Here is a 19046-nt window from a genome sequence, read left to right as displayed (position 1 = left end):
TCCCCCCATGTCCCTGCGTGCGTACCGTCAGATCCTCACCCGGCCCGTGCTGACCTGGGGTGCTGTTGCCGTGGGGGCGCGGATGCCCGTGGCCATGGCGCCGCTTGCTCTGGTGCTGCTCGTGCGGGAGCGGCCGGGTGGGTACACGCTCGGGGCGTTGCTCGCCGCCGCGTATGTGCTCGGAGAGATCGTGGGGGCGCCGCTGCTGGGCATGCGGCTGAACGCCGAGCGGGCTCGGCCGCAGCTGGCCGTCGGGCTTGCCGTGGGGGCCGCCGCCTTCGCCGGGCTCGGGGTGTTCCCCGGGGCCCATCCCGTACTGCTCGCCGTGTTCGCGTTCCTCGCCGGGGCCGCTCCCGCCGCCTCGCCCGGCGGGCTGCGGGCGCTGCTCACCTCCCTCGTGCCGGAGCGGGCCGTCACGCAGGCGCTGAGCGCCGAGTCGATGCTGACCTTCGCCGTCTGGGCCATCAGCCCGGCCGCGGCGACCGGACTCGCGCTCGGGGTGGCCGCGCCGCTGCCGCTGCTGCTCGCCGCCGCCTTCATGGCCGCCGCGGTGGCCGGGCTGTGGGCGCTGCCGGAAGGGTGGGAGGCGGAGAGCGGGGGCGGTCACGGCGGCTCGATGCTGCGGGTGCTCGTGCGGGCCTGGCCGGTGTACGTCACCGGGGCCGCGTCCCTGTCCCTCCTCGGGCTCGCCGAGCTGATCCTGCCCGCGCTGCTCGAACACCGCGGCATCCCGCTCGCCCTCGCGGGCCCGCTGCTGGCCGGGTTCGCGGTCGGCTCGGGGGTCGGGTCGTTCCTGTACGGACTGCGGGACAGCTGGCCGGGACGGCTTCCGACGCAGTCGCTCGTGCTGCTGCTCACGCTCTCGGCGTGCGTGGCGCTCGTCGCCGTACTGCCGTCCGCGCTGTGGATGGGCGTGGGCCTGCTGGCCGCCGGAGTGCTGCAGGCCGGGGCGATGCTCACCCGGAACCTGCAGCTGCGCCGGGTCCTGCCCGCCGAGGCGCTCGCCGCCGGGTACTCCGTGATGTACGCGGCCGTGGGCGCGGGTTACGCCGCGGCGGGCAGCCTCTCCGGCGCGCTGCTCACGGCCGTCGAGCCGGACGTGGCGATCCTCGCCGGGGTCGGCCTCACCCTCGTCCTGACCGTCGTCGGAGCGGTGGGGGAGCGGGCAACGCGGGGGCGTACCAAGGAAGTTGCCTCAGGTGGTCGCGCCGGCGCGGAACGTGCGCCGGTAGGCGGTCGGGGTGACGCCGAGGGCTGACTGGAGGTGCTGGCGCAGGGACTGGGCCGTGCCGAAGCCGGCGTCGTGGGCGACCTGGTCCATGGAGAGCTCCGTGGACTCCAGGAGGTGCCGGGCGCGCTCGATGCGCTGGCGGGTGAGCCACTGGCCGGGGCTGACGCCGACCTCCTCGCGGAAGCGGCGCGTGAACGTACGCACCGACATCGCCTCCTGCTCGGCCAGGTCCCGCAGCTGGATCGGCTCGTGCAGGCGCGCGAGGGCCCAGGTGCGGGCGGTCCGGGTGGTCGCCAACTGGGCCTCGGGCACCGGGCGTTGGATGTACTGGGCCTGGCCGCCGTCGCGGTGCGGCGGGACGACGGTGCGGCGGGCGACCTCGTTCGCGACGGCCGTACCGTGGTCGCGGCGCACGATGTGCAGGCACAGATCGATGCCCGCGGCGACCCCGGCCGAGGTCAGCACGTCACCGTCGTCGATGAACAGCACGTCCGCGTCCACCTCGACGGCCGGGAAGACCCGCTGGAAGTGTTCGGCGGACGCCCAGTGCGTGGTGGCGCGGCGCCCGTCCAGGTAACCGGCGGCGGCCAGGACGAATCCGCCCGTGCAGATCGCGACGAGCCGCGTGCCGGGCCGGATGTGGGCGAGTGCGGCAGCCAGCTCGTCCGTGAGCCGCCCCTCGTCGTACACCGGGCCCATCTCGTACGAGGCGGGGACGACGACCGTGTCCGCCGTGGCCAGCGCCTCCGGTCCGTGCTGGACGAGGATCGAGAAGTCGGAGTCCGTACGGACCGGGCCCGGCGGCCGGATCGAGCAGGTCACCGTCTCGTAGAGCCGGGAGCCCTCGGCGTCCTTGGCGCGGTCGAAGATGCGGTGCGGGATGCCGAGCTCGAAGGGGAGCAGGCCGTCCAGGGCGAGGACGACGACGCGGTGGCGGGGCGGGGGCGTACCGATCCGGTCCATGGCCCGATCCTACCGAACAGTGTCCCTCGGGCCACTCGATGGACGTGTTCGCGCCCGGCACGCTGTCGTACGTGACTGAGACGACCGCCGCTGCCTCCTCCCGTGGAGACCGCAGAGACCGCAGACCCCGCAAGCCCCGCCCCGCACCGCCGTACGGCCGCTTCCACCGCGCCTGGTTCGTCGCCGCCGTCGCCTTCGTGACGATCATCGGCGCCGCCGCCTTCCGCTCCCTGCCGGGCCTGCTCATCGATCCGCTGCACCGCGAGTTCGACTGGTCGCGCGGCACGATCGGCTTCGCCGTCTCCGTGAACCTCGCCCTGTACGGGATCACCGCACCCTTCGCCGCCGCCCTCATGGACCGGTTCGGCATCCGCCGCGTGGTCGCCGTGGCCCTCACCGTGATCGCGCTCGGCTCCGGGCTCGCCGTGTGGATGACGGCCGCCTGGCAGCTCATCCTCTACTGGGGGTTCCTGGTCGGCCTCGGCTCGGGCTCGATGGCGCTCGCGTTCGCCGCGACGGTCACCAACCGCTGGTTCACCGAGCGGCGCGGCCTGGTCACCGGCATCCTCACCGCCGCCAGCGCCTCGGGCCAGCTGATCTTCCTGCCGCTGCTCTCCTGGATGGTCGAGGGCCACGGCTGGCGCCCCGCCGCGATCACGGTCGCCCTGACCGCGCTCGCCGTCGTCCCGTTCGTCTGGCTGCTCCTTCGCGACCACCCGGCCGACGTGGGCCTCGCGCCTTACGGGGCCAAGGAGTTCGTGCCGAAGCCGCCGCCCGTGCAGGGGGCCGCGAGCCGCGCCCTGAAGGTGCTCTTCCGCGCCGCGAAGACGGGGCCCTTCTGGCTGCTCGCGGGCACCTTCGCGATCTGCGGCGCCTCCACCAACGGCCTGATCCAGACCCACTTCATCCCCGCCGCCCACGACCACGGCATGCCCATCACGGCGGCGGCCTCGCTGCTCGCGGTGATCGGCGTCTTCGACGTCATCGGCACGATCTTCTCCGGCTGGCTCACCGACCGCTTCGACGCCCGCCGCCTCCTCGGCGCGTACTACGCGCTGCGCGGCATCTCGCTGCTCTTCCTGCCGATGCTGCTCGCGCCGGATGTGCGCCCGCCGATGCTGTTCTTCATCGTCTTCTACGGCCTCGACTGGGTCGCCACGGTCCCGCCCACGATCGCCCTGTGCCGCGAGCACTACGGCGACGACTCGGCGATCGTCTTCGGCTGGGTCCTCGCCTCACACCAGATCGGCGCCGCCGTCGTCGCCTTCGCCGGCGGTCTCGTACGGGATCTGACGGGCTCGTACGACGTGGTCTGGTACGCGTCGGGGGCGCTGTGCGCTGCGGCGGCGCTGATGGCGGTGGTGATCAGGAGGGGAGCTCCTACTCGCTGAATCCCCCGAACCGCCCCCGGTGGAACAGCAACGGCTCGCCGCCCTCCGCCACCGCGTCAAGCGCGTCCACCCGCCCCACCACGATCAGGTGATCGCCCCCGGTGTGCACCGCGTGGATCGTGCAGTCCAGCCACGCCGGTACGCCGCTCAGGCGGGGCGCGCCGGAGACCGGGGCCGGGCTGTGGTCGACACCCGCGAACTTGTCGCCACCGCTCACCGCGAAGCCGCGGCACAACTCGCCCTGCTCCGTGCCCAGTACGTTCACGCAGAACGCGCCCGCGCGGGCGATCCGCGGCCAGGTCGTCGACGTACGCGCGACCATGAACGCGATCAGCGGCGGGTCGAGGGAGAGGGAGGCGAACGACTGGCAGGCGAAGCCGGCGGGTCCCTCGGCGTTCTCGGTGGCGCGCGCCGTGATCACGGTGACGCCGGAGGCGAAGTGGCCGAGCACGCGCCGGAATTCGCCCGCGGCGAGCGGCAGCCGCTCGTCGTCGCCGACGGCGCGCAGATCGGGTCGCGGGTGCGCGGGGGCGGGCTCGGCGACCGTGGCGGCGCCGACGGACCTGAGGTATCGGACGGCTGTCTCGGCCATCCCTGCGTGTCCCATCACATCGCCCATTGAAACTGACGATGCGTCAGAAGTGAAGGTGTGTGCGGGCGTACGTACCGAACGTACCGGGCTCACGCATGTCTTCAGCGGCCCCGGTACTCCGGTGTGCGGCGCTCCACGAAGCTCGTCACGCCCTCCTGCGCGTCCGCCGTCGTCATGTTGATCTCCTGCGCCGCCGCCTCCGCCGCGAACGCCGCGCTCCGGTCGACGTCCAGGGAGGCGTTGACCAGCTGCTTGGTCAGAGCGAGGGCGCGAGTGGGGCCCTGCGCGAGGCGCTCGGCCCAGGCGCGCGCCGTCTTCTCCAGCTCGTCCGCCGGTACGACGCGGTTGACGAGCCCGAGCCGCTCCGCCTCCGTGGCGCTCACCGCGTCCCCGAAGAACATCAGCTCCTTGGCGCGCCGGGGGCCGATGAGGCGGGGCAGGAGGTAGGCGCCGCCGCCGTCGGGTACGAGGCCTCGGCGTACGAACACCTCGATGAACCTGGCGTGTTCGGCGGCGATGACGAGGTCGCAGGCGAACGCGAGGTGCGCGCCGATGCCGGCCGCGGTGCCGTTCACTGCGGCGATCACCGGTTTCTCGCAGTCCAGGATCGCGGAGATGAAGCGTTGGGCGCCGTTGCGGATGGTGCGGGCCACGTCGCCGGGCACGCGTTCCTTCGCGGCCGACCCGCCGCCTCGTAGGTCCGCGCCTGCGCAGAAGCCTTTGCCGGTGGCGGTGAGGACGACTGCGCGGACGTCGGGGTCGGCGGAGGCGGCGTCGAGGAGAGCGATGATCTCCTCCCGCTGCTCCCAGGTGACGGCGTTCATCGCTTCGGGGCGGTTCAGGGTGATCCAGCGGATGTTGTCGGTGGTGGTGTGGAGGATGTGGGGTTCTGTCACCGGGGCTCCTGTGAGTTGTCGGGTGCGGGTGGGTGCGCCTGCGGCGGGCTTGTTCCCCTACCCGCCCCTTCCCGAAAGTCCTGCCGGACGGGCCTCCTCAATCGCCGGAGGGGCTCAAATTGAGCCCCTCCGGCGATTGAGGAGCGGGGGGCCGGGGGCGGAGCCCCCTGGGGGGCAGGTGCAGACCGCCAGGGCGTCCAAGGCGACCGCGCCCTGGCCGCGGGGGAGGACCATCAAGGGGTTGATGTCCAACTCGGAGAGATCCTCGCCCAGTTCGAGCGCCATCCGCTGCACCCGGAGCACCACCTCGACGAGGGCGTCGACGTCCACCGGTGGCCCGCCCCGTACGCCGTCGAGCAGCGCGTGCCCCCGCAGTTCCGACAGCATCGCCCGCGCCTGGTCCTCCCCGAAGGGCGGCACCCGTACCGCCGCGTCGTGCAGGACCTCGACCAGGACGCCGCCGAGGCCGACCGTCACCGTCGGGCCGAACAGCTCGTCCCGGGTGACGCCGACGACCATCTCGACGCCCCGCTCCACCATCTGGCAGACCAGCACGCCGTCCAGGTCGATGCCCTCGTAGCGGGCGATGTCGGTCAGCTCGCGGTAGGCGTCGCGGACCTGGCTCGCGGAGGTCAACCCGACCTTGACCAGGCCGAGTTCGGTCTTGTGGGCGATACGCGCGCCGGAGGCCTTCATCACCACCGGGTAGCCGACCTGCCCGGCCGCCCGTACCGCCGCCGCCGCGCTCGTGACGAGCTGCTCGCGCGGCACCCGTATCCCGTACGCCCGCAGCAGCTGCTTCGCCGCGTGCTCGCTGAGCTGCTGCCCGGGCCGCATCAGCGCCTGCGCCTTGCGGTACGAGGGCGACGGGGTGCGGGGCGCGTCCGCGAAGGGGGAGCGGTAGTCGGCGGTGAAGCGGTGGTGGTCCAGGTAGGCGCGTACGGCCGTGATGCAGTTGGCGAACGTGCGGAACGTGGCCACGCGGGACGAGCCGAGCAGGGTCTCGCGGTACGCGGCCTCCGTGCCGACCGGTGAGCCCCAGACCACGCACACCAGCTTGTCGGTGCGCTCGGCCGCGTCCACCAGGTCCTGGGCGAGCTTGTCGCTCATGGGCGGGAAGGGCCCGGTGATGGGGCAGATGAGCACGCCCACGTCCGGGTCGTCGAGGATCGCGTCGATGATCTTCGGGCCGCGCCAGTCGCCGACCGGGTGGCCGCCGTTGTCGACCGGGTTCGCGACGTTGAGATACGACGGGATCCACTCGTGCAGCTCGTCCTGCTTGGCCTGGGAGAGGGTCGGCAGGTGCAGGCCCGCCTCCGTCGCGAGGTCCGAGAAGTGGGCGCCGGTGCCGCCGGAGATGGAGTACACGACGACCCCGTCCGCCTGCGGCTTGCGGGCCCGCGCCAACAGGGTCGCCGTGTCCTGGAGTTCGTCGAGTCCGTCGACCCGGATCACCCCGAACTGCCGCATCGCCGCGTCCACCACGGTGTCGGCGCCGGTGAGCTTGCCCGTGTGCGAGGCGGCCATCCGCGCGCCGGTCTCGGTCCGCCCCACCTTGACCGCCACCACCGGCACCCCGCGCCGCGCCGCGTGATCGGCGGCGAGCAGGAAGGACCGGCCGTCCTTGAGCCCCTCGACGTAACAGGCGATGGCGCCGACCTCGGGCCGGTCCGCGAAGTACGAGAGGAAGTCGGCGGTCTCCAGATCGGCCTCGTTGCCGGTCGGGGCCCAGTGCGAGAGGCGTACGCCCAGCTCCTGGAGGGTGAAGACCGGCCGGCCCTGGTGCCCGGACTGGGTGATCAGGGCGATCGCCGGTCCGTCCAGGTCGTCGCGGAACTCCTCGAAGGCGTTGAGGTTGGTGTTGGGGCCGAGGAGCCGTATCCCGGAGCGCTCGACGGCGGCGGTGAGGCGGGCCTGCGCCTCGGCGCCCTCCTCGCCGGTCTCGGCGAACCCGGAGGCGAAGGCGACCGCGAACTTCACCTTGGCCTCGGCGAGCTGCTCGACCACGGGCAGCGGGTCGCCGACCAGCAGCACGGCCAGGTCGACCTGCTCGGGCAGCTCGGCGACGGACGGTACGCAAGGCAGCCCGAAGACGGTCTCGCGGGTCGGGTGCACGGGGTGGATGCGGGCGCCGACCCGCTCGGCCCAGGCGAGCAGCTGCCGCGTGATGCCGGTGTTCGGCCGCCCCTCGGCATCGGACGCGCCGACGACGGCCACGGACTCGGGCCGGAAGAAGCGGTCCAGGTCGGGTACGTCGGCGTGCAGGGGGCGGCCGCTGACGTCGACGTCGAGGGGGCTGTCGGGGCGCGCGGTGCCGTGCACGGCCGGCGCTGGGCGCTCGCCGCAGGCCACGACGCGGGCCGGGCGGGGGTCGGTGGTGAGGGTGCCGTGAGTCGATCCAAGCATCGCTGAGGCCCGCCTCCTGGGTGCGCGGTGTCGATTCATGAGCTGACGCTCTGTCAGATTACCTAAGTTGACACCGTGTCAGGAACCTCTGTGCGGTGCGTAAATCGGGGGCCGGGGTGGAGCCCCAGTCCGACCTCGCCTCTTGCGCACGTCCCCCGCCGTACGTAGAACTGTCGTACCGAACTGACGTGCCGTCAGAAATTGATGAGGGGACGGGACATGCAGACGATCTGGATCGGTGGCGCCGAATGGCTCGCCGTGCTCCGCATCGGGCTCGGCCTGTGGTGGCTGGAGAGCTGGCGGCACAAGGACAGGAAGGGCTGGTTCGAGCGCGGTACGGGGATCGCCTGGGCCGCCGACGTCGCGGGCAAGCACAAGTGGGGGGCCGTGAAGAGCGGCTTCGAGACCGTCGTCGCGCCCCGGCCCAAGCTGATGGCGTACGTCGTCGTCTACGCCGAACTCGCCCTCGGACTCGGGCTGATCCTCGGCGTGCTCACGCCGATCGCGCTCGTGGGAGGGCTGCTCCTGAACCTGCTCTACCTCGTCCTGATGATCCACGACTGGGCCGAGCAGGGGCAGAACGCGATGATGGCGCTGATCTCCCTCGTCGCCCTCCTCGGCATGTCCTGGCAGACCTGGTCACTCGACTCCGCGATGGGACTGTTCCTGTGACTTCCGAGACGGCACCCGCCCCCCGCTTCGACCTGCCCGAGCCCGACGCCTTCACGCAGGCCTACTGGGACGCGGCCGCCGAGGGGAAGCTGCTGCTCCGGCGCTGCGGGGCGTGCGGGCGTACGCACCACTACCCGCGCGAGTTCTGCCCGTACTGCTGGAACGACACCGAGGTGCGCTGGGTCGAGGCGGAGGGCGCCGCCACGCTCTACACCTGGTCCGTCGTGCACCGCAACGATCTGCCGCCCTTCGGTGGCCGCACGCCGTACGTCGCCGCCGTGGTCGACCTGGCCGAGGGGCCGCGGATGATGACCGAGGTCGTGGAGTGCCCCGAGGAGCGGCTGCGGGTCGGCATGGAGCTCCGGGTGGCCTTCCGTGCCGAGGGGGAAATGGTGGTGCCGGTGTTCCGGCCGCGGGGTTGAATGGCCCGGTGACCTTCCGCCTGAACAGCACCGAACTCCGCGGCGAGGGGCTGCTTTTGCGCCCCTGGGACCCGAGCTCCGACACCGACGTGCCCGCCTATCTGCGGGGTGTCTCCGACCCCGATTTCCGGCTCTTCAACAACCCGCTGCGGCACGTCGACGACCTCGACGCGGCCCGGCTGGCGCTGCGGGAGCGGGCCCGGCAGTGGGAGGCGGGCACGGAGGGCGGGTTCTGCGTCACCGACGCGGACGACGGTACGGTCCTCGGCCACGTCAGCCTCAAGTCCCTGTACTGGCCGTGCCGTTCGGCCGGGGTCGGCTACTGGGTGCTGCCCGAGGCCCGCGGCCACGGCGTCGCCACCCGCGCCCTCACCCTGGTCGCCGACTGGGCCTTCTCCCTCGGCCTGCACCGCCTCGCCCTCGACCACGCCCTCACCAACGCCGCCTCCTGCCGCGTCGCCGAACGCTGCGGCTTCACCTACGAGGGCACCCTCCGCGACGCCCACCGCCACGCGGACGGCACGTACCAGGACGCGCATCTGCATGGGCGGGTGCGGGCGGAGGGGTAGGGGCGTAGCCGCCGGAGGAAGGTGTCGCTAAGGCCACAGCAGCCCCGTGGACCAGACCTCGCCGTCCCGCTCGTACCGCAGGCGTACGTGGCGGCGCCGGGCGTCTCCCTGGAAGAACTCCAGCTCGTTCGCCGTGAGTTCGTACAGCGTCCAGGACGGGACCTCTGCCTCCGGCTGCCGCTGGGCGTGGTCCCAGGCCGCCTCGGACGCGGACGCCAACTCCGCCACGGAGCCCAGGGGTTCGCTCTGGTGGCCGACCAGGGCCGCCGCGAGTGCGCCCGTCGAGCGGGCGTGCAGGTCCGCGGTCGCCTCGGCGGGCGGGGCCGTCGTCACCGTGCCGCGGATGCGGATCTGGCGGCCGAGGGCGGGCCAGTAGAAGTGCAGGGCGGCCCGGGGGTGGGCGGCGAGCTGGCGGCCCTTGCGGCTGCCGGAGTGCGAGGCGAAGTGCCAGAGCCCGCCGGCCGCGCCGTGCAGCATGAGCGTACGGACGTCGGGCAGGCCGTCCTCGTCGACCGTGGCCAGCTGCATGGTGTGCGGCTCGGGCTGACCTGCCGCGCAGGCGTCGGCGAACCAGGCGTGGAAGAGTTCCGTGGGCTCGGCGGGCGCCTGCTCCGGGTCGAAGTGCGGGAGCTCCACGTCCCAGACGCGTTGGGCGCGCAGCAGGGACGGGAAGGCGGCGGAAGCCGGGGTCGCTTCGTTCATACGGTGATTGTCGCCGCCCCGGCCTCCGCGATGGCCGCCGCCCCGGCCTCCGCCCTCAGGCCTCCCCGAGGTACGCCGCCCCGGCCTCCGTGCTCTCAGACCTCCCCGAGGTCCGCCGAGTACCAGTGCTCGGGGCGCAGGTAGAACACCGTGTTCTCGCCCAGGCCGAGTACTGGAGGTACCGTTCCAACTAAGTGATCAGGAGTGAGTCTTGGACCCGTACCTGGTCGCTGCGGACATCCCGAACGGTTTTGGATGTCCGACTGGTCGCCCGCGTTCTCGTTCCCTCCGTCCGGGCGCGCAGCTCTTGGCTACGGTCCGTGACGGGGTGGCGGGTTTCCTCACGCCCCTGTGCTCCCGGTCCGGCCTGGACGGTCCGAGGCCCAGCACCATCACTCTGGTGATGCCGGGGCGGAGCCGTCCGTCGCCGGATCGGGCGCCCGAGGGCGCGTCGCCCGATCGCGATACCAGCGGCATCGTGACAGAACATCTTTCGCTTGTTGCTGATCAGCGGCTTACGCCAGTGCTCATCGCCCCACATCGACGTATACGCCGGGTCCACGGCGACGATCGCGAGACCCTGCTCGGCGGCCATCGACACGATGCGGGCCTTGAGCTTGCCCGTGGGTATGCCGGAGATCAGCTGGCGGAACCGCTTCTTGCGGCCGTGCTGCTCGCGGGTCTTCTCGGCGGCGAAGTCCAGGTCCTCGATCCCGATCGCCTTCGCACCGGTGCTCTTGGTCCAGTGCAGCAACTGGGTGAGGGCGTGCCTCACCTGGGCGTCGCGGTGACCTGCGGTGCCGGACAGGTCGTACCAGAACCGCTTGGGGTCGCCGACCGGATTTCCGTGCCGGTCAAGGTGGTAGGCGGCGAAGTGGTCGGCATTGGTGTCGACGCCGACCATGCCGCCTGCTCGTGCGGCGCCGAGCGGGATGGTCTTAACGACGGGGCGCTGCCAGGATGCGGTGAGGTACCAGCGGCCACGGCCAACGTCCAGGTGGATGCGGTAGGCCACCGCCCGGTTCTGCCCGATGCGGTCGGCCCACTCCTGTCCCCGGTGCTTGAAGGCAACATTGGAGGCGAGGACGTACCGGCCACGCGGGGCGTTCGCCAGATCGGCGAGCGGGGCGGGCAGCTTGATCGACACTTCGCCGTCCGGGGTGACGCGGATCGTCTCGTTCCCGAAACGCTTGCCGGACTCGCCGTCAGCGGCGAGGAACCAGCGCTCGGCCTCCCACTGCTCGCGCCACTCGGTCTCGGTGAGCTGCGCGGCGGCGAGGTTGTGCCGGTTGTTCATCAGCCGCCGGCCGCCGCGCACCACGCGCACCACTCCGGCTTCACGCTCAGTGCGGGCCGCCTCAAGGCGGTGCTCCAGCATGTGCAGGCGCCGGGACTTGTGGAACCACTCGCCCTTGGACCGGTAGCCGCCCGGAGCCCGCTTGGTGCCCTTCTCGCCGATCGGCTGGGACAGCCGGTGCATCAGCGTCCGGACACCGGCCTCAAGGTTCTGTATGTGCGCGAGCTGGCAGCGACGCGAGAGCGCCCACTGATCGTGCGTGGCCTTCGTGAGCGACCCGGCCCAGCGCGAAGAAGACTCGGCGGTCAGGCCCTGTTTCCGGGCCGCCCACGTGTCGCTGCTGTGGTCCAGGCCGTCAGCGCACCGGGCCTTGAGGTCCAGCGACGCTAGGTGTCCGAGGTGTTCGCCGACCAGGCGCAGAACCTTCTCGTCCTCCGCAGTGAGGTACTTGAGACGGTCACGCACAGCGACACCCGACGGCCCTATAGCCACGAACGGATCACCGATCGGCCGAAGCTGCTTCTTCGACGCAGCCAACACCAACACCTCCCATTCCATGAGGACTTGAACCATTCTATCGAGAAACCTACAGGTCACAGCATGAAACCAGATATCAAGACAGCCCTCCGAGGCATCCGAACTCACTCATACGACCTCAAGGACGCTTATGGGCACTCAATCCCAAGCAGTTCCCGGCCCCACGTCTCACGTGGACAGCGTGCAGCCGTGCGCCTTGGCGGAGCGGGCGGCGAACTCCGCGAGCGCGTCCTCGGGCAGGGGAGCCTCGGAGTCCCCCGCCAGCGGGGCCGCCACGAAGAACGCGGACCCGTGCTGTCCGGGACAGGACCCGCTCGTCCAGTGCAGGCCGTTCTCGGCGCCCTCAGGCCGCTCGGCGAACTTGGCGCGGTCGGAGACGCCCGTGTCCGTGTAGCCGTTCTGCACGAACGGGCCGTAGTACGCGGACAGCCGGTAGGAGAAGTCGCCGTCGGACACGACGAAGCAGTCCTCCACGGGGGCCAGCGGGTGGATCGGTCCGTCGTTCGGTGCGGATATCGGACGTACGTCGTCTTGAGAGCTCACCGGCTACCCCCGTGCCTCGTACGGCGTGCGCGGGGCGCGCCGCACTGTGTTCCTCATCGTCGTCGACCGAAAGTGATCGACGCGACGGAGCCGAGTCCTCCGGCGGAGGTGAGTTCCAGGGAGGGCAGCTGGAGCCCATATGACCGCCCGCGCAGGGGAGTTGGTTTCCGAGGGCGGCCACAGGCGGGCGCGCGCGTAAGCCCGCTCAGCCGTACAGGGCCACGCGGTACAGAGCCGCGAGCGCGGCGTCGATGGGGTGCGGCTGCGGCCTGCCCGAGTCGTCGAGCCGGTTCCACCGCTGCAGGTTCACGGCCACCGACAGTTGTCGCTCGCCGTCCGTGCTGGTCATGGACAGGGCACCGGCGCCCCAGGCGGACCCGCCGTGCCCCCAGAAGGCGCGGGAAGCGCTGGCAGCCGCGGAATTCCCGGAATCCTCGGCCGCCCCGGGAAGCACTATCGGGTAGAGGCCGAGCCCGTACTCGATCGTCTTCTGCTCCTGCGAGATCACCGGCACGGTCCGCTGCATCTGCGCCAGCGACGACGGGCTGACGATCTCGCCGGCGAGCAGCAGATCGTAGAAGCGGTTGAGGTCCCCGACGGTCGATATCAGTGAGGCCGAGGGACCCACCCAGGACATGTCGAAGGCGCTGTAGTCGCGCGGCGCCGACCCTTCTGCGGATGCAGCTCTCGTCCATGACACCCATGACCATCGGTGGTCGCCCCCGTTCAAGCGCTGCTTGACGCTCTGCGAGGAACGTGACGCGCTCGACCGCCTGTTCCGGGGAGATGGTGCCGCGCTGCACGGCGCTGTTGGCCAGCACTTGCGCGTACTCCCGTGTCTGCAACAGGCCTGGCACGATTCCGATTTGGTACAGCCGAAGCTCAACCGCCCGCCCCTCGTACCCCACGTACTCCGGAAATCCCTCCAGAAGTGACCCGTTCCGGAGTTCGCTCCACGCGCGTTCGAAGGATTCTGGGGTGGAGGTGTAGCCGAAGACGGAGTCGATGCTGCGCGAAAACCGCAGAGTTGGCGGCTTCAGACCAGTTTCGACGGCGGATATGTGTCTGCCCGAGTAGCCGATCTGCGCTGCGAGTTCGTCCTGCTTCCAGCCGCGCGCCTCACGTGACTTGCGCAGGCGAGCCCCGTAGGCCGCCGCCGGGCTCGCGTCGGGGATCAACTCTTTGATGTTCCAACGTGCCCTCCAGCAAGGAACGTTGAAGACACGTTGGACCCTAGGCCAGGCTGAACCCCTCGGTAGCGGAATCACTACAGAGAGGCAGAATTGTGTGCCCAGACCACATGACCACCCCAGCAATCGGTGCGCTCTTACGGGATATCCGGCGGGATCAGCTCGGCGAATTCCGGGGCGTCTGCAGTGGGCGTTGGTTTCTGCGGCCCGTACGGGGCGGGCGGGAGTGGGACGTCGACCCCGGAGACGTGCAGCCGGCCGAGCCCGCGGAGCGGCTGCGGGCCGAGAACGCGCGGGCCAACGCCCGGAGTCGGGGTGAAGTGCTGTGAACACGACCGGACTTGAGGATGTCGAAGCCGCACGGGACGAACTGGCCGCGGCCCTCGCGAAGGCGGGCATCACCCTGCCTTCACTGGGCCTCGACCCCCTGTCGTACGGGGGTGAACTGGCCGCGCCCCTTGTCGAGTTGGGGCGCTGCAACGCCCCCACCGCCCGCTCCCTCGCTGCCGCGCTTCGGCAAGGGCAACCCTGAGCAAGTGCTCCCCATGGCGACCGAATCGGGTCAGGGTCGCACCCCGCCGTCCTCACCACCCACCCCGCAAAAGTGATGACACACCGAGACATCAAAAATCCGACCCACCGCGCTCCTCAGCGCCCCAGCACCACCGTCCCCGACGAGCAGAACCACCCGCCCGTGCCGGAGGCGACCGCCAGGTGCGGAAGGCTGCCGTCCGGTTTCCTCACCTGGCCGTCGCCCGCCTCACCGCGCAGCTGCCGTACCGCCTCCACCAGCAGGAACAGGCCGCGCATGCCCGGGTGTTGGGCCGAGAGGCCGCCGCCGTCGGTGTTCACGGGCAGCTCGCCGTCCCGGGTGAGCCGTCCCTTCTCCACGAACGAGCCGCCCTCGCCCTTCGCGCAGAAGCCGAGGTCTTCGAGGGTCACGAGGGTCATGTACGTGAAGGCGTCGTAGATCTCCGCCAGGTCGATCTCGTCGGGGCGCACCCCGGCCCGTTCGAAGGCGAGGCGGCCGCTCACCGCCGCAGGGGAGACCGTGAAGTCGTCCCACTCGGACATCGTGGTGTGGGAGACGTGCTCGCCCGAACCCAGCACCCAGATCGGGGGGTTCGCGCAGTCCGCGAGCAGCTCCTCGGCGACGAGCAGCACCGCCGCGCCGCCGTCGCTCCGTATGCAGCAGTGCAGCTTCGTGAACGGGTCCGCGATCATCGGCCCGGCCAGGACGTCGTCCACGGTGATCGGATCGCGGTACAGGGCGTCGGGGTTGTGTGCCGCGTTGGCCCGCGCCTGCACGGCCACCTCGGCGAGCTGCTCGATCGTCGTGCCGTACTGGTGCATGTGGCGGCGCGCGGCCATCGCGTACTTGGAGATCAGCGTGTGCCCGTACGGCACCTCGAACTGGAGGGGGCCGCGGGCGCCGAAGGAGAGGTTGGAGGTGCGCCGCCTGGCCTTGATGTCGGCGCGCGCGGTCGAGCCGTAGACGAGCAGGACGGCGCGGGCGTGCCCGGCGGCGATCGCCTCGGCGGCGTGCGCGGCCATGACTTCCCAGGTGGAGCCGCCGACGGAGGTGGAGTCGACCCAGGTCGGCTTCAGGCCCAGGTACTCGGCGACCTCGACCGGTGCGAGCGTGCCGAGTCCGGCGGAGGCGAAGCCGTCGATGACGGAGCGGTCGAGCCCGGAGTCGGCGAGGGCGCGGCGGGCGGCCTGGGCGTGCAGGGCGTAGGGGGTGGCGTCGTCGACCTTGCCGCAGTCCGAGAGGGCGACGCCGGCGACGGCGACCTTGCGTGGAGAGGAGGCTGAGGGCGTGGATGACATGAATCTGACGGTACATCAGAAAGCGCACGCGGCAGCAGGGGTCCGACTCCCGTGCAAACCCTGTGCATCTCGCCTCGCCCGCCCTAACATGACGGCCCGTCAGATCGGAGGCCGGTGCCGTGCCGCCTCCGAGGGGAGGAGCCCGCCGATGGATGCCGCCTTCACCGCGGAGCAGGACGAGATCCGGCGCACGCTGCGCGAACTCGTCGCCAAGCGCTGCGGACCGGACGAGGTCAAGGCCGCGGTCCGTACGCCCCCGGGACACGACACCGCGCTCTGGCAGACCCTCGCCGAGCAGCTCGGCCTGCCCGGCCTCGCTCTACCCGAGACCTACGGCGGGGTCGGCTGCACGGCCACCGAGCTCGCCCTCGCCTGCGAGGAGACCGGCCGCGCCCTCGTGCCGAGCCCGCTGCTCGCCACGGCCGCGCTCGCCGCCCCGCTCGTCGCCCGACTCGGCACCGAGGAGCAGCGCCGCGCCTGGCTGCCCGACATCGCGGCCGGCCGCACCGCAGCGGCGCTCGCCGTCCCCGGCACCTCCCTGGCCACCGCGCTCGGCCTCGCCGGCGACCTCACCGGCGACTGGGCGGGCGGCGGTCGCGCCGGTGGCGTACAGGCGAGCTGCGACACCGAAGGCTGGCGGCTCTACGGGCAGGCCGAGCAGGTGCTCGACGGGCACAGCGCGGGCCTGCTCGTCGTCGCCGCCCACACCGGCGGCTTCGCCCGCTCCCGGACGCTGCTCTTCCTCGTACGCGCGGACGCCTCCGGGGTCGGCGCCGTACGGCAGACCACGCTCGACGAGACCCGGCCCCAGGCGCGGATCGAACTGCGGGACGCGGACGCGGAGTTGCTGGGGGTGGACGACGCGCAGGCCGTGACCGACGCGCTCGCCGCCACCGGTGACGCGGCGGCGGCCGTGCTCGCCGCCGAGGCCGCGGGGGCCGCCGACGCGGCACTCGCCAAGACCGTCGAGTACGTGCGGCAGCGCGAGCAGTTCGGGCGCGCGATCGGTTCGTTCCAGGCGGTCAAGCACCGGCTCGCGGACGTGTACGTGGCCGTTCAGGCGGCACGCTCGGCGGCGTACTACGCGGCGTGGGCGACGGTCGCCTCCGGCGGTGGCGGTGGCGGTGGCGGTGGCGGTGCGGAACGGGCTGGTGCGCTCGCCCTCGCGCAGGCGTTGGAGGCGCTGCGTACCGCCTCGTCGGAGGCGGTCCAGCTGCACGGCGGCATCGGGTTCACCTGGGAGCACGACGCGCATCTGTACTTCAAGCGGGCCGCGGGCGACGAGCTGCTCTTCGGGCCCGTGCACCGGCTGCGGGCGCAGGCGGCGGAGCGGGCGGGGCTGTTCGCGGCCCCGACCGCGGACGCGGAGGTGGCCGTCTGATGCCGCCCGGGATCCGGCTCGTCCAGAAGATCTCCTCGACGCGTGCCTTCGCGAAGGTCGCACCCCGGTTCATCCCCGCGATGGACCGGGCGGTGCACCGGCTCACCCGGGGGAAGGTGCTGCTCAGCGCGCAGATGCTGCCCGGGGTCGTACTGACGGCGCGCGGCGCGAAGACCGGTCAGTTGCGCCGTACGCCGCTGGCGTGCATGCCGGAGGAGTCCTCCGGCACGTGGCTCCTGATCGGCTCCAACTTCGGCCGTCCCGGGCATCCGGCGTGGACGGCGAACCTGCTGGCGCATCCGGAGGTGTCGATCAGCTGGAAGGGGGTGGACGTGGCGGTGACGGCGCGGCTCCTCGCGGGTGCGGAGCGGGAGGAGGCGTGGGCGGCCGCCCTGCGCTTCTGGCCCCCGTACGCGACGTACCAGGCCCGGGTGGACCGCGAGATCCGCCTCTTCCGCCTGGACCGCAGAGATTGATCCCCTCCCCGCCCCTTCCCGGCTGTGTCCGATATGCGGCTGGCGCCGCGTGGCCTGCCGGACGGGCCTCCTCAATCGCCGGAGGGGCTCAAAAGTGAGCCCCTCCGGCGATTGAGGAGCGGGGGTCCGGGGGCTGGCCCCCGAAAACGCCGAAGGCGACGAGCCGTTGGTCAGACGGCCGTCGCCTTCATGACAGGACTGGACAGGCAGGACGGGGTGGCAAGGGGAAGCCCCTTACCGTTACTTCGTCGGCTTCTTGCCAGTAATTCCCAAATGCACCAACAGCGCCAAGTTCGGCTTGAGTTCGGCCTGCTTCACGCCCCAGCTCTGAAACCCCTTCTGGTGCGAGGCGACCGCCGCGAGCATCGCGACCAGGGAACCCGCCATCGCCGCCGGGCTGACGTCCTTGTCCACCTTGCCCTTGGACTGCAGGTCCTTGACCGTGTCCGTAAGGGAGTTGGTGACGGAGTTCAGGATCTTCATCCTGATTTTGTAGAACCGTTTGTCGCCCTCGGCCGCCCCGAGATCCACCACGCGCAGAATCGCATCGTTCTTGCGCCAGAAATCCAGGAACCCGTCCACCAGTTCCTGCGCGGCCTGCCAGCCGGACTTGCCGACCCAGGACCGCTCCGCGAGGACATCCGTCAACCCCGCGCCCTCGGCGGCCATTTGCTCGGCGATCTCCAGGACCGCGCCCTCGACGTCGGGGAAGTACTGATAGAAGGTCGCGGGCGAAGTCCCGGCCTTGCGGGCGACATCGATGACCTTGACGTCCCGGTACGGCGAAGAACTGAGCATCTCGCTGAGGCAGTCGAGCAACTTCTGCCGCGTCGCCTGACCGCGTCGACCGGCAACACGGCCGTCGACGGTGCGTACTTGTCCTGTCATGCCGTCAGCTTACCGAGGGGTGATCGGAGCGCGATTCGGCCGACTGCAAATGGGGCGGATGGTCAGGAAGGTGCCGATTGGTTTTCCTGCGCGGTTTGCGTCGCACCCTTACTTTGAGGGGGAAAGCTCCCGAGAAAGGGCGGGCTCATGCCAGACACCCCGGTGGCCGGTTTCGCGGAGGGCGTCCCCTGCTGGGTGGACGCCCAGCTGTCCGACGTCGAGGCCGGCAAGCGGTTCTACGGCGAGCTTTTCGGCTGGACCTTCGACGACGCGGGTGCGGGCCAGGAGTACGGGCCCTTCGCGCGGGCGTACAGCGAGGGCCGTGCCGTCGCCGCGCTCGCGCCCAAGCGGGACGGCCGCATGCCGACGGTCTGGAACGTCTACTTCGCGACGCCGGACGCGTACGCCCTCTGCCGCCGGATCCGCGACGAGGGCGGGCAGGTCGTGAGTGAGCCTGCGCCGGCCGGGCCCTTCGGCACCGTGGCGCTCGCGGCCGACCCCGAGGGCGCCGTCTTCGGTCTCTGGCAGGGCGGCACGCACCCTGGCTTCGAGAAGCGGGGCGAGCCGGACTCCTTCTGCTGGACCGAGGTGTATTCGAGGGACAAGGGCGTCGTCGACCCGTTCTACGAGTCGGTCTTCGGGTACGGCGGCACCGACCTGGCCGACGCCGGAGAGGACTTCCGCACCTGGTCGCCGGCCGGCACCGTGCCAGGCCCGGACACCGCGATCGGCGGGCGTTCCATGGTCGCCGGGCAGTTCCCGGCGGAGATGCCCGCCCATTTCCTCGTCTATTTCAACGTCACGGACTGTGATGCCGTCGCCGAGGCCGCCGTGCGCCTCGGCGGGCGGCTGCGCGCCGATCCCTTCGACATCCCGTACGGGAGGATGGCCGCGATCGTGGACGACCAGGGCGCAGGCTTCGCCGTGCTCCAGGACCCGGTGACGTGATCCCGGGGGCGTGGTTACGGTCACGTACGGGCACCGAAGCGGATGGAAGGCCGTCGGAAAAGGCGCCGAGAATGACCTGATATCGCCTTGAATGAGCGAGACATCCCGGTTC

The 19046-nt window shown here is 71.4% G+C and carries 19 protein-coding genes and 2 pseudogenes; 10 read left to right on the top strand and 11 right to left on the bottom strand.

What is annotated here, in order from left to right; genetic code table 11:
• The first annotated feature begins 7 nt into the window (after nt 1-7).
• Nucleotides 8-1258, top strand: coding sequence for an MFS transporter (locus RCO28_RS19255; protein ID WP_308942390.1), 1251 nt, complete (start codon nt 8-10; stop codon nt 1256-1258).
• Here RCO28_RS19255 and RCO28_RS19250 read toward each other — a convergent pair.
• A complete protein-coding gene (locus RCO28_RS19250) occupies nt 1196-2194 on the bottom strand; it encodes a helix-turn-helix domain-containing protein (protein WP_308942389.1) in 999 nt (332 codons plus the stop codon). The genes RCO28_RS19255 and RCO28_RS19250 overlap by 63 nt on opposite strands.
• 38 nt (nt 2195-2232) lie before the next feature.
• Here RCO28_RS19250 and RCO28_RS19245 point away from each other — a divergent pair, with 38 nt between their 5' ends.
• The gene (locus tag RCO28_RS19245) at nt 2233-3585 is read left to right on the top strand and encodes an MFS transporter (RefSeq protein ID WP_374991196.1); all 1353 of its coding nucleotides are present in this window, start codon (nt 2233-2235) and stop codon (nt 3583-3585) included.
• On the opposite strand, the gene RCO28_RS19240 is transcribed toward RCO28_RS19245, so the two are convergent.
• The 3 genes from RCO28_RS19240 to RCO28_RS19230 form a co-directional block, all read right to left on the bottom strand.
• A complete protein-coding gene (locus RCO28_RS19240) occupies nt 3575-4177 on the bottom strand; it encodes a flavin reductase family protein (RefSeq protein WP_308942387.1) in 603 nt (200 codons plus the stop codon). The two genes, RCO28_RS19245 and RCO28_RS19240, sit on opposite strands and share 11 nt — an antisense overlap.
• A 101-nt stretch (nt 4178-4278) precedes the next feature.
• Nucleotides 4279-5001 (bottom strand): enoyl-CoA hydratase-related protein, encoded by a 723-nt coding sequence (locus RCO28_RS19235; RefSeq protein WP_308942617.1) that lies wholly within the window; start codon nt 4999-5001, stop codon nt 4279-4281.
• A gap of 186 nt (nt 5002-5187) precedes the next feature.
• Complete coding sequence (locus RCO28_RS19230) at nt 5188-7479, bottom strand: acetate--CoA ligase family protein (protein WP_308942386.1); 2292 nt, start codon at nt 7477-7479, stop codon at nt 5188-5190.
• A gap of 219 nt (nt 7480-7698) precedes the next feature.
• Between RCO28_RS19230 and RCO28_RS19225 the strand changes: the two genes are divergently transcribed.
• The 3 genes from RCO28_RS19225 to RCO28_RS19215 are packed head-to-tail and all read left to right on the top strand — an operon-like array spanning nt 7699 to nt 9142.
• Entirely contained in the window at nt 7699-8151 is a 453-nt protein-coding gene (locus tag RCO28_RS19225) for a DoxX family membrane protein (protein WP_308942385.1), read from the top strand.
• On the top strand, nt 8148-8573 hold the full coding sequence (locus RCO28_RS19220; RefSeq protein ID WP_308942384.1) for a Zn-ribbon domain-containing OB-fold protein: 426 nt from the start codon (nt 8148-8150) through the stop codon (nt 8571-8573). The genes RCO28_RS19225 and RCO28_RS19220 overlap by 4 nt, the downstream gene beginning before the upstream one ends.
• A gap of 8 nt (nt 8574-8581) precedes the next feature.
• Nucleotides 8582-9142, top strand: a complete 561-nt coding sequence (locus RCO28_RS19215; RefSeq protein ID WP_308942383.1) for a GNAT family protein — start codon at nt 8582-8584, stop codon at nt 9140-9142.
• Between the two features lie 27 nt (nt 9143-9169).
• On the opposite strand, the gene RCO28_RS19210 is transcribed toward RCO28_RS19215, so the two are convergent.
• From RCO28_RS19210 to RCO28_RS19190, 5 genes and pseudogenes are all read right to left on the bottom strand, one after another.
• Entirely contained in the window at nt 9170-9844 is a 675-nt protein-coding gene (locus RCO28_RS19210) for a pyridoxal 5'-phosphate synthase (protein WP_308942382.1), read from the bottom strand.
• Nucleotides 9845-10034: 190 nt separating this feature from the next.
• Nucleotides 10035-11699, bottom strand: coding sequence for a transposase (locus tag RCO28_RS19205; RefSeq protein WP_308942381.1), 1665 nt, complete (start codon nt 11697-11699; stop codon nt 10035-10037).
• Nucleotides 11700-11846: 147 nt separating this feature from the next.
• Nucleotides 11847-12221, bottom strand: coding sequence for a hypothetical protein (locus RCO28_RS19200; RefSeq protein WP_308942380.1), 375 nt, complete (start codon nt 12219-12221; stop codon nt 11847-11849).
• A 205-nt stretch (nt 12222-12426) separates the two neighbouring features.
• A pseudogene (locus RCO28_RS19195) lies at nt 12427-12882 on the bottom strand (serine hydrolase); the annotation flags it as partial.
• A pseudogene (locus tag RCO28_RS19190) lies at nt 12854-13408 on the bottom strand (Scr1 family TA system antitoxin-like transcriptional regulator); the annotation flags it as partial. The pseudogenes RCO28_RS19195 and RCO28_RS19190, both read right to left, overlap by 29 nt.
• Before the next feature lie 113 nt (nt 13409-13521).
• On the opposite strand from RCO28_RS19190, the gene RCO28_RS19185 reads away from it, so the two are divergent.
• Nucleotides 13522-13740: a hypothetical protein gene (locus tag RCO28_RS19185; RefSeq protein WP_308942379.1), complete on the top strand. Its 219-nt coding sequence runs from the start codon at nt 13522-13524 to the stop codon at nt 13738-13740.
• The gene (locus tag RCO28_RS19180; protein WP_308942378.1) at nt 13737-13943 is read left to right on the top strand and encodes a hypothetical protein; all 207 of its coding nucleotides are present in this window, start codon (nt 13737-13739) and stop codon (nt 13941-13943) included. Before RCO28_RS19185 ends, RCO28_RS19180 begins: the two co-directional genes overlap by 4 nt.
• A gap of 116 nt (nt 13944-14059) precedes the next feature.
• Here the strand turns inward: RCO28_RS19180 and RCO28_RS19175 are convergent, their stop codons facing one another.
• Nucleotides 14060-15241, bottom strand: coding sequence for an acetyl-CoA acetyltransferase (locus tag RCO28_RS19175; RefSeq protein WP_308942377.1), 1182 nt, complete (start codon nt 15239-15241; stop codon nt 14060-14062).
• Between the two features lie 148 nt (nt 15242-15389).
• Here RCO28_RS19175 and RCO28_RS19170 point away from each other — a divergent pair, with 148 nt between their 5' ends.
• Together RCO28_RS19170 and RCO28_RS19165 are read left to right on the top strand one after the other, a co-directional pair.
• Nucleotides 15390-16622 (top strand): acyl-CoA dehydrogenase family protein, encoded by a 1233-nt coding sequence (locus RCO28_RS19170; protein ID WP_308942376.1) that lies wholly within the window; start codon nt 15390-15392, stop codon nt 16620-16622.
• Nucleotides 16622-17098 carry a nitroreductase family deazaflavin-dependent oxidoreductase gene (locus RCO28_RS19165; protein WP_308942375.1) on the top strand — a complete coding sequence of 159 codons (477 nt, stop codon included), beginning with the start codon at nt 16622-16624 and terminating at the stop codon, nt 17096-17098. The genes RCO28_RS19170 and RCO28_RS19165 overlap by 1 nt, the downstream gene beginning before the upstream one ends.
• Nucleotides 17099-17338: 240 nt before the next feature.
• Here the strand turns inward: RCO28_RS19165 and RCO28_RS19160 are convergent, their stop codons facing one another.
• Entirely contained in the window at nt 17339-17986 is a 648-nt protein-coding gene (locus RCO28_RS19160) for a TetR family transcriptional regulator (RefSeq protein WP_308942374.1), read from the bottom strand.
• A 147-nt stretch (nt 17987-18133) separates the two neighbouring features.
• On the opposite strand from RCO28_RS19160, the gene RCO28_RS19155 reads away from it, so the two are divergent.
• Nucleotides 18134-18934 carry a VOC family protein gene (locus tag RCO28_RS19155; RefSeq protein WP_308942373.1) on the top strand — a complete coding sequence of 267 codons (801 nt, stop codon included), beginning with the start codon at nt 18134-18136 and terminating at the stop codon, nt 18932-18934.
• The last annotated feature ends 112 nt before the right edge of the window (nt 18935-19046 follow it).

Origin of the sequence: Streptomyces sp. LHD-70, from assembly GCF_031157275.1 — a bacterium.
Taxonomy (GTDB): domain Bacteria; phylum Actinomycetota; class Actinomycetes; order Streptomycetales; family Streptomycetaceae; genus Streptomyces.
The sequence above is the reverse complement of the archived record's forward strand: the minus strand, read 5'-3'. Positions and strand labels throughout refer to the sequence as shown.

Bases quoted from the DNA above. Each gene is read 5' to 3' on its own strand.
- RCO28_RS19255 (WP_308942390.1), top strand. From the start codon at position 8: ATGTCCCTGCGTGCGTACCGTCAGATCCTCACCCGGCCCGTGCTGACC.
- RCO28_RS19250 (WP_308942389.1), bottom strand. From the start codon at position 2,194: ATGGACCGGATCGGTACGCCCCCGCCCCGCCACCGCGTCGTCGTCCTC.
- RCO28_RS19245 (WP_374991196.1), top strand. From the start codon at position 2,233: ATGGACGTGTTCGCGCCCGGCACGCTGTCGTACGTGACTGAGACGACC.
- RCO28_RS19240 (WP_308942387.1), bottom strand. From the start codon at position 4,177: ATGGCCGAGACAGCCGTCCGATACCTCAGGTCCGTCGGCGCCGCCACG.
- RCO28_RS19235 (WP_308942617.1), bottom strand. From the start codon at position 5,001: ATGAACGCCGTCACCTGGGAGCAGCGGGAGGAGATCATCGCTCTCCTC.
- RCO28_RS19230 (WP_308942386.1), bottom strand. From the start codon at position 7,479: ATGCTTGGATCGACTCACGGCACCCTCACCACCGACCCCCGCCCGGCC.
- RCO28_RS19225 (WP_308942385.1), top strand. From the start codon at position 7,699: ATGCAGACGATCTGGATCGGTGGCGCCGAATGGCTCGCCGTGCTCCGC.
- RCO28_RS19210 (WP_308942382.1), bottom strand. From the start codon at position 9,844: ATGAACGAAGCGACCCCGGCTTCCGCCGCCTTCCCGTCCCTGCTGCGC.
- RCO28_RS19205 (WP_308942381.1), bottom strand. From the start codon at position 11,699: ATGGAATGGGAGGTGTTGGTGTTGGCTGCGTCGAAGAAGCAGCTTCGG.
- RCO28_RS19185 (WP_308942379.1), top strand. From the start codon at position 13,522: ATGACCACCCCAGCAATCGGTGCGCTCTTACGGGATATCCGGCGGGAT.
- RCO28_RS19175 (WP_308942377.1), bottom strand. From the start codon at position 15,241: ATGTCATCCACGCCCTCAGCCTCCTCTCCACGCAAGGTCGCCGTCGCC.
- RCO28_RS19170 (WP_308942376.1), top strand. From the start codon at position 15,390: ATGGATGCCGCCTTCACCGCGGAGCAGGACGAGATCCGGCGCACGCTG.
- RCO28_RS19165 (WP_308942375.1), top strand. From the start codon at position 16,622: ATGCCGCCCGGGATCCGGCTCGTCCAGAAGATCTCCTCGACGCGTGCC.
- RCO28_RS19160 (WP_308942374.1), bottom strand. From the start codon at position 17,986: ATGACAGGACAAGTACGCACCGTCGACGGCCGTGTTGCCGGTCGACGC.
- RCO28_RS19155 (WP_308942373.1), top strand. From the start codon at position 18,134: ATGCCAGACACCCCGGTGGCCGGTTTCGCGGAGGGCGTCCCCTGCTGG.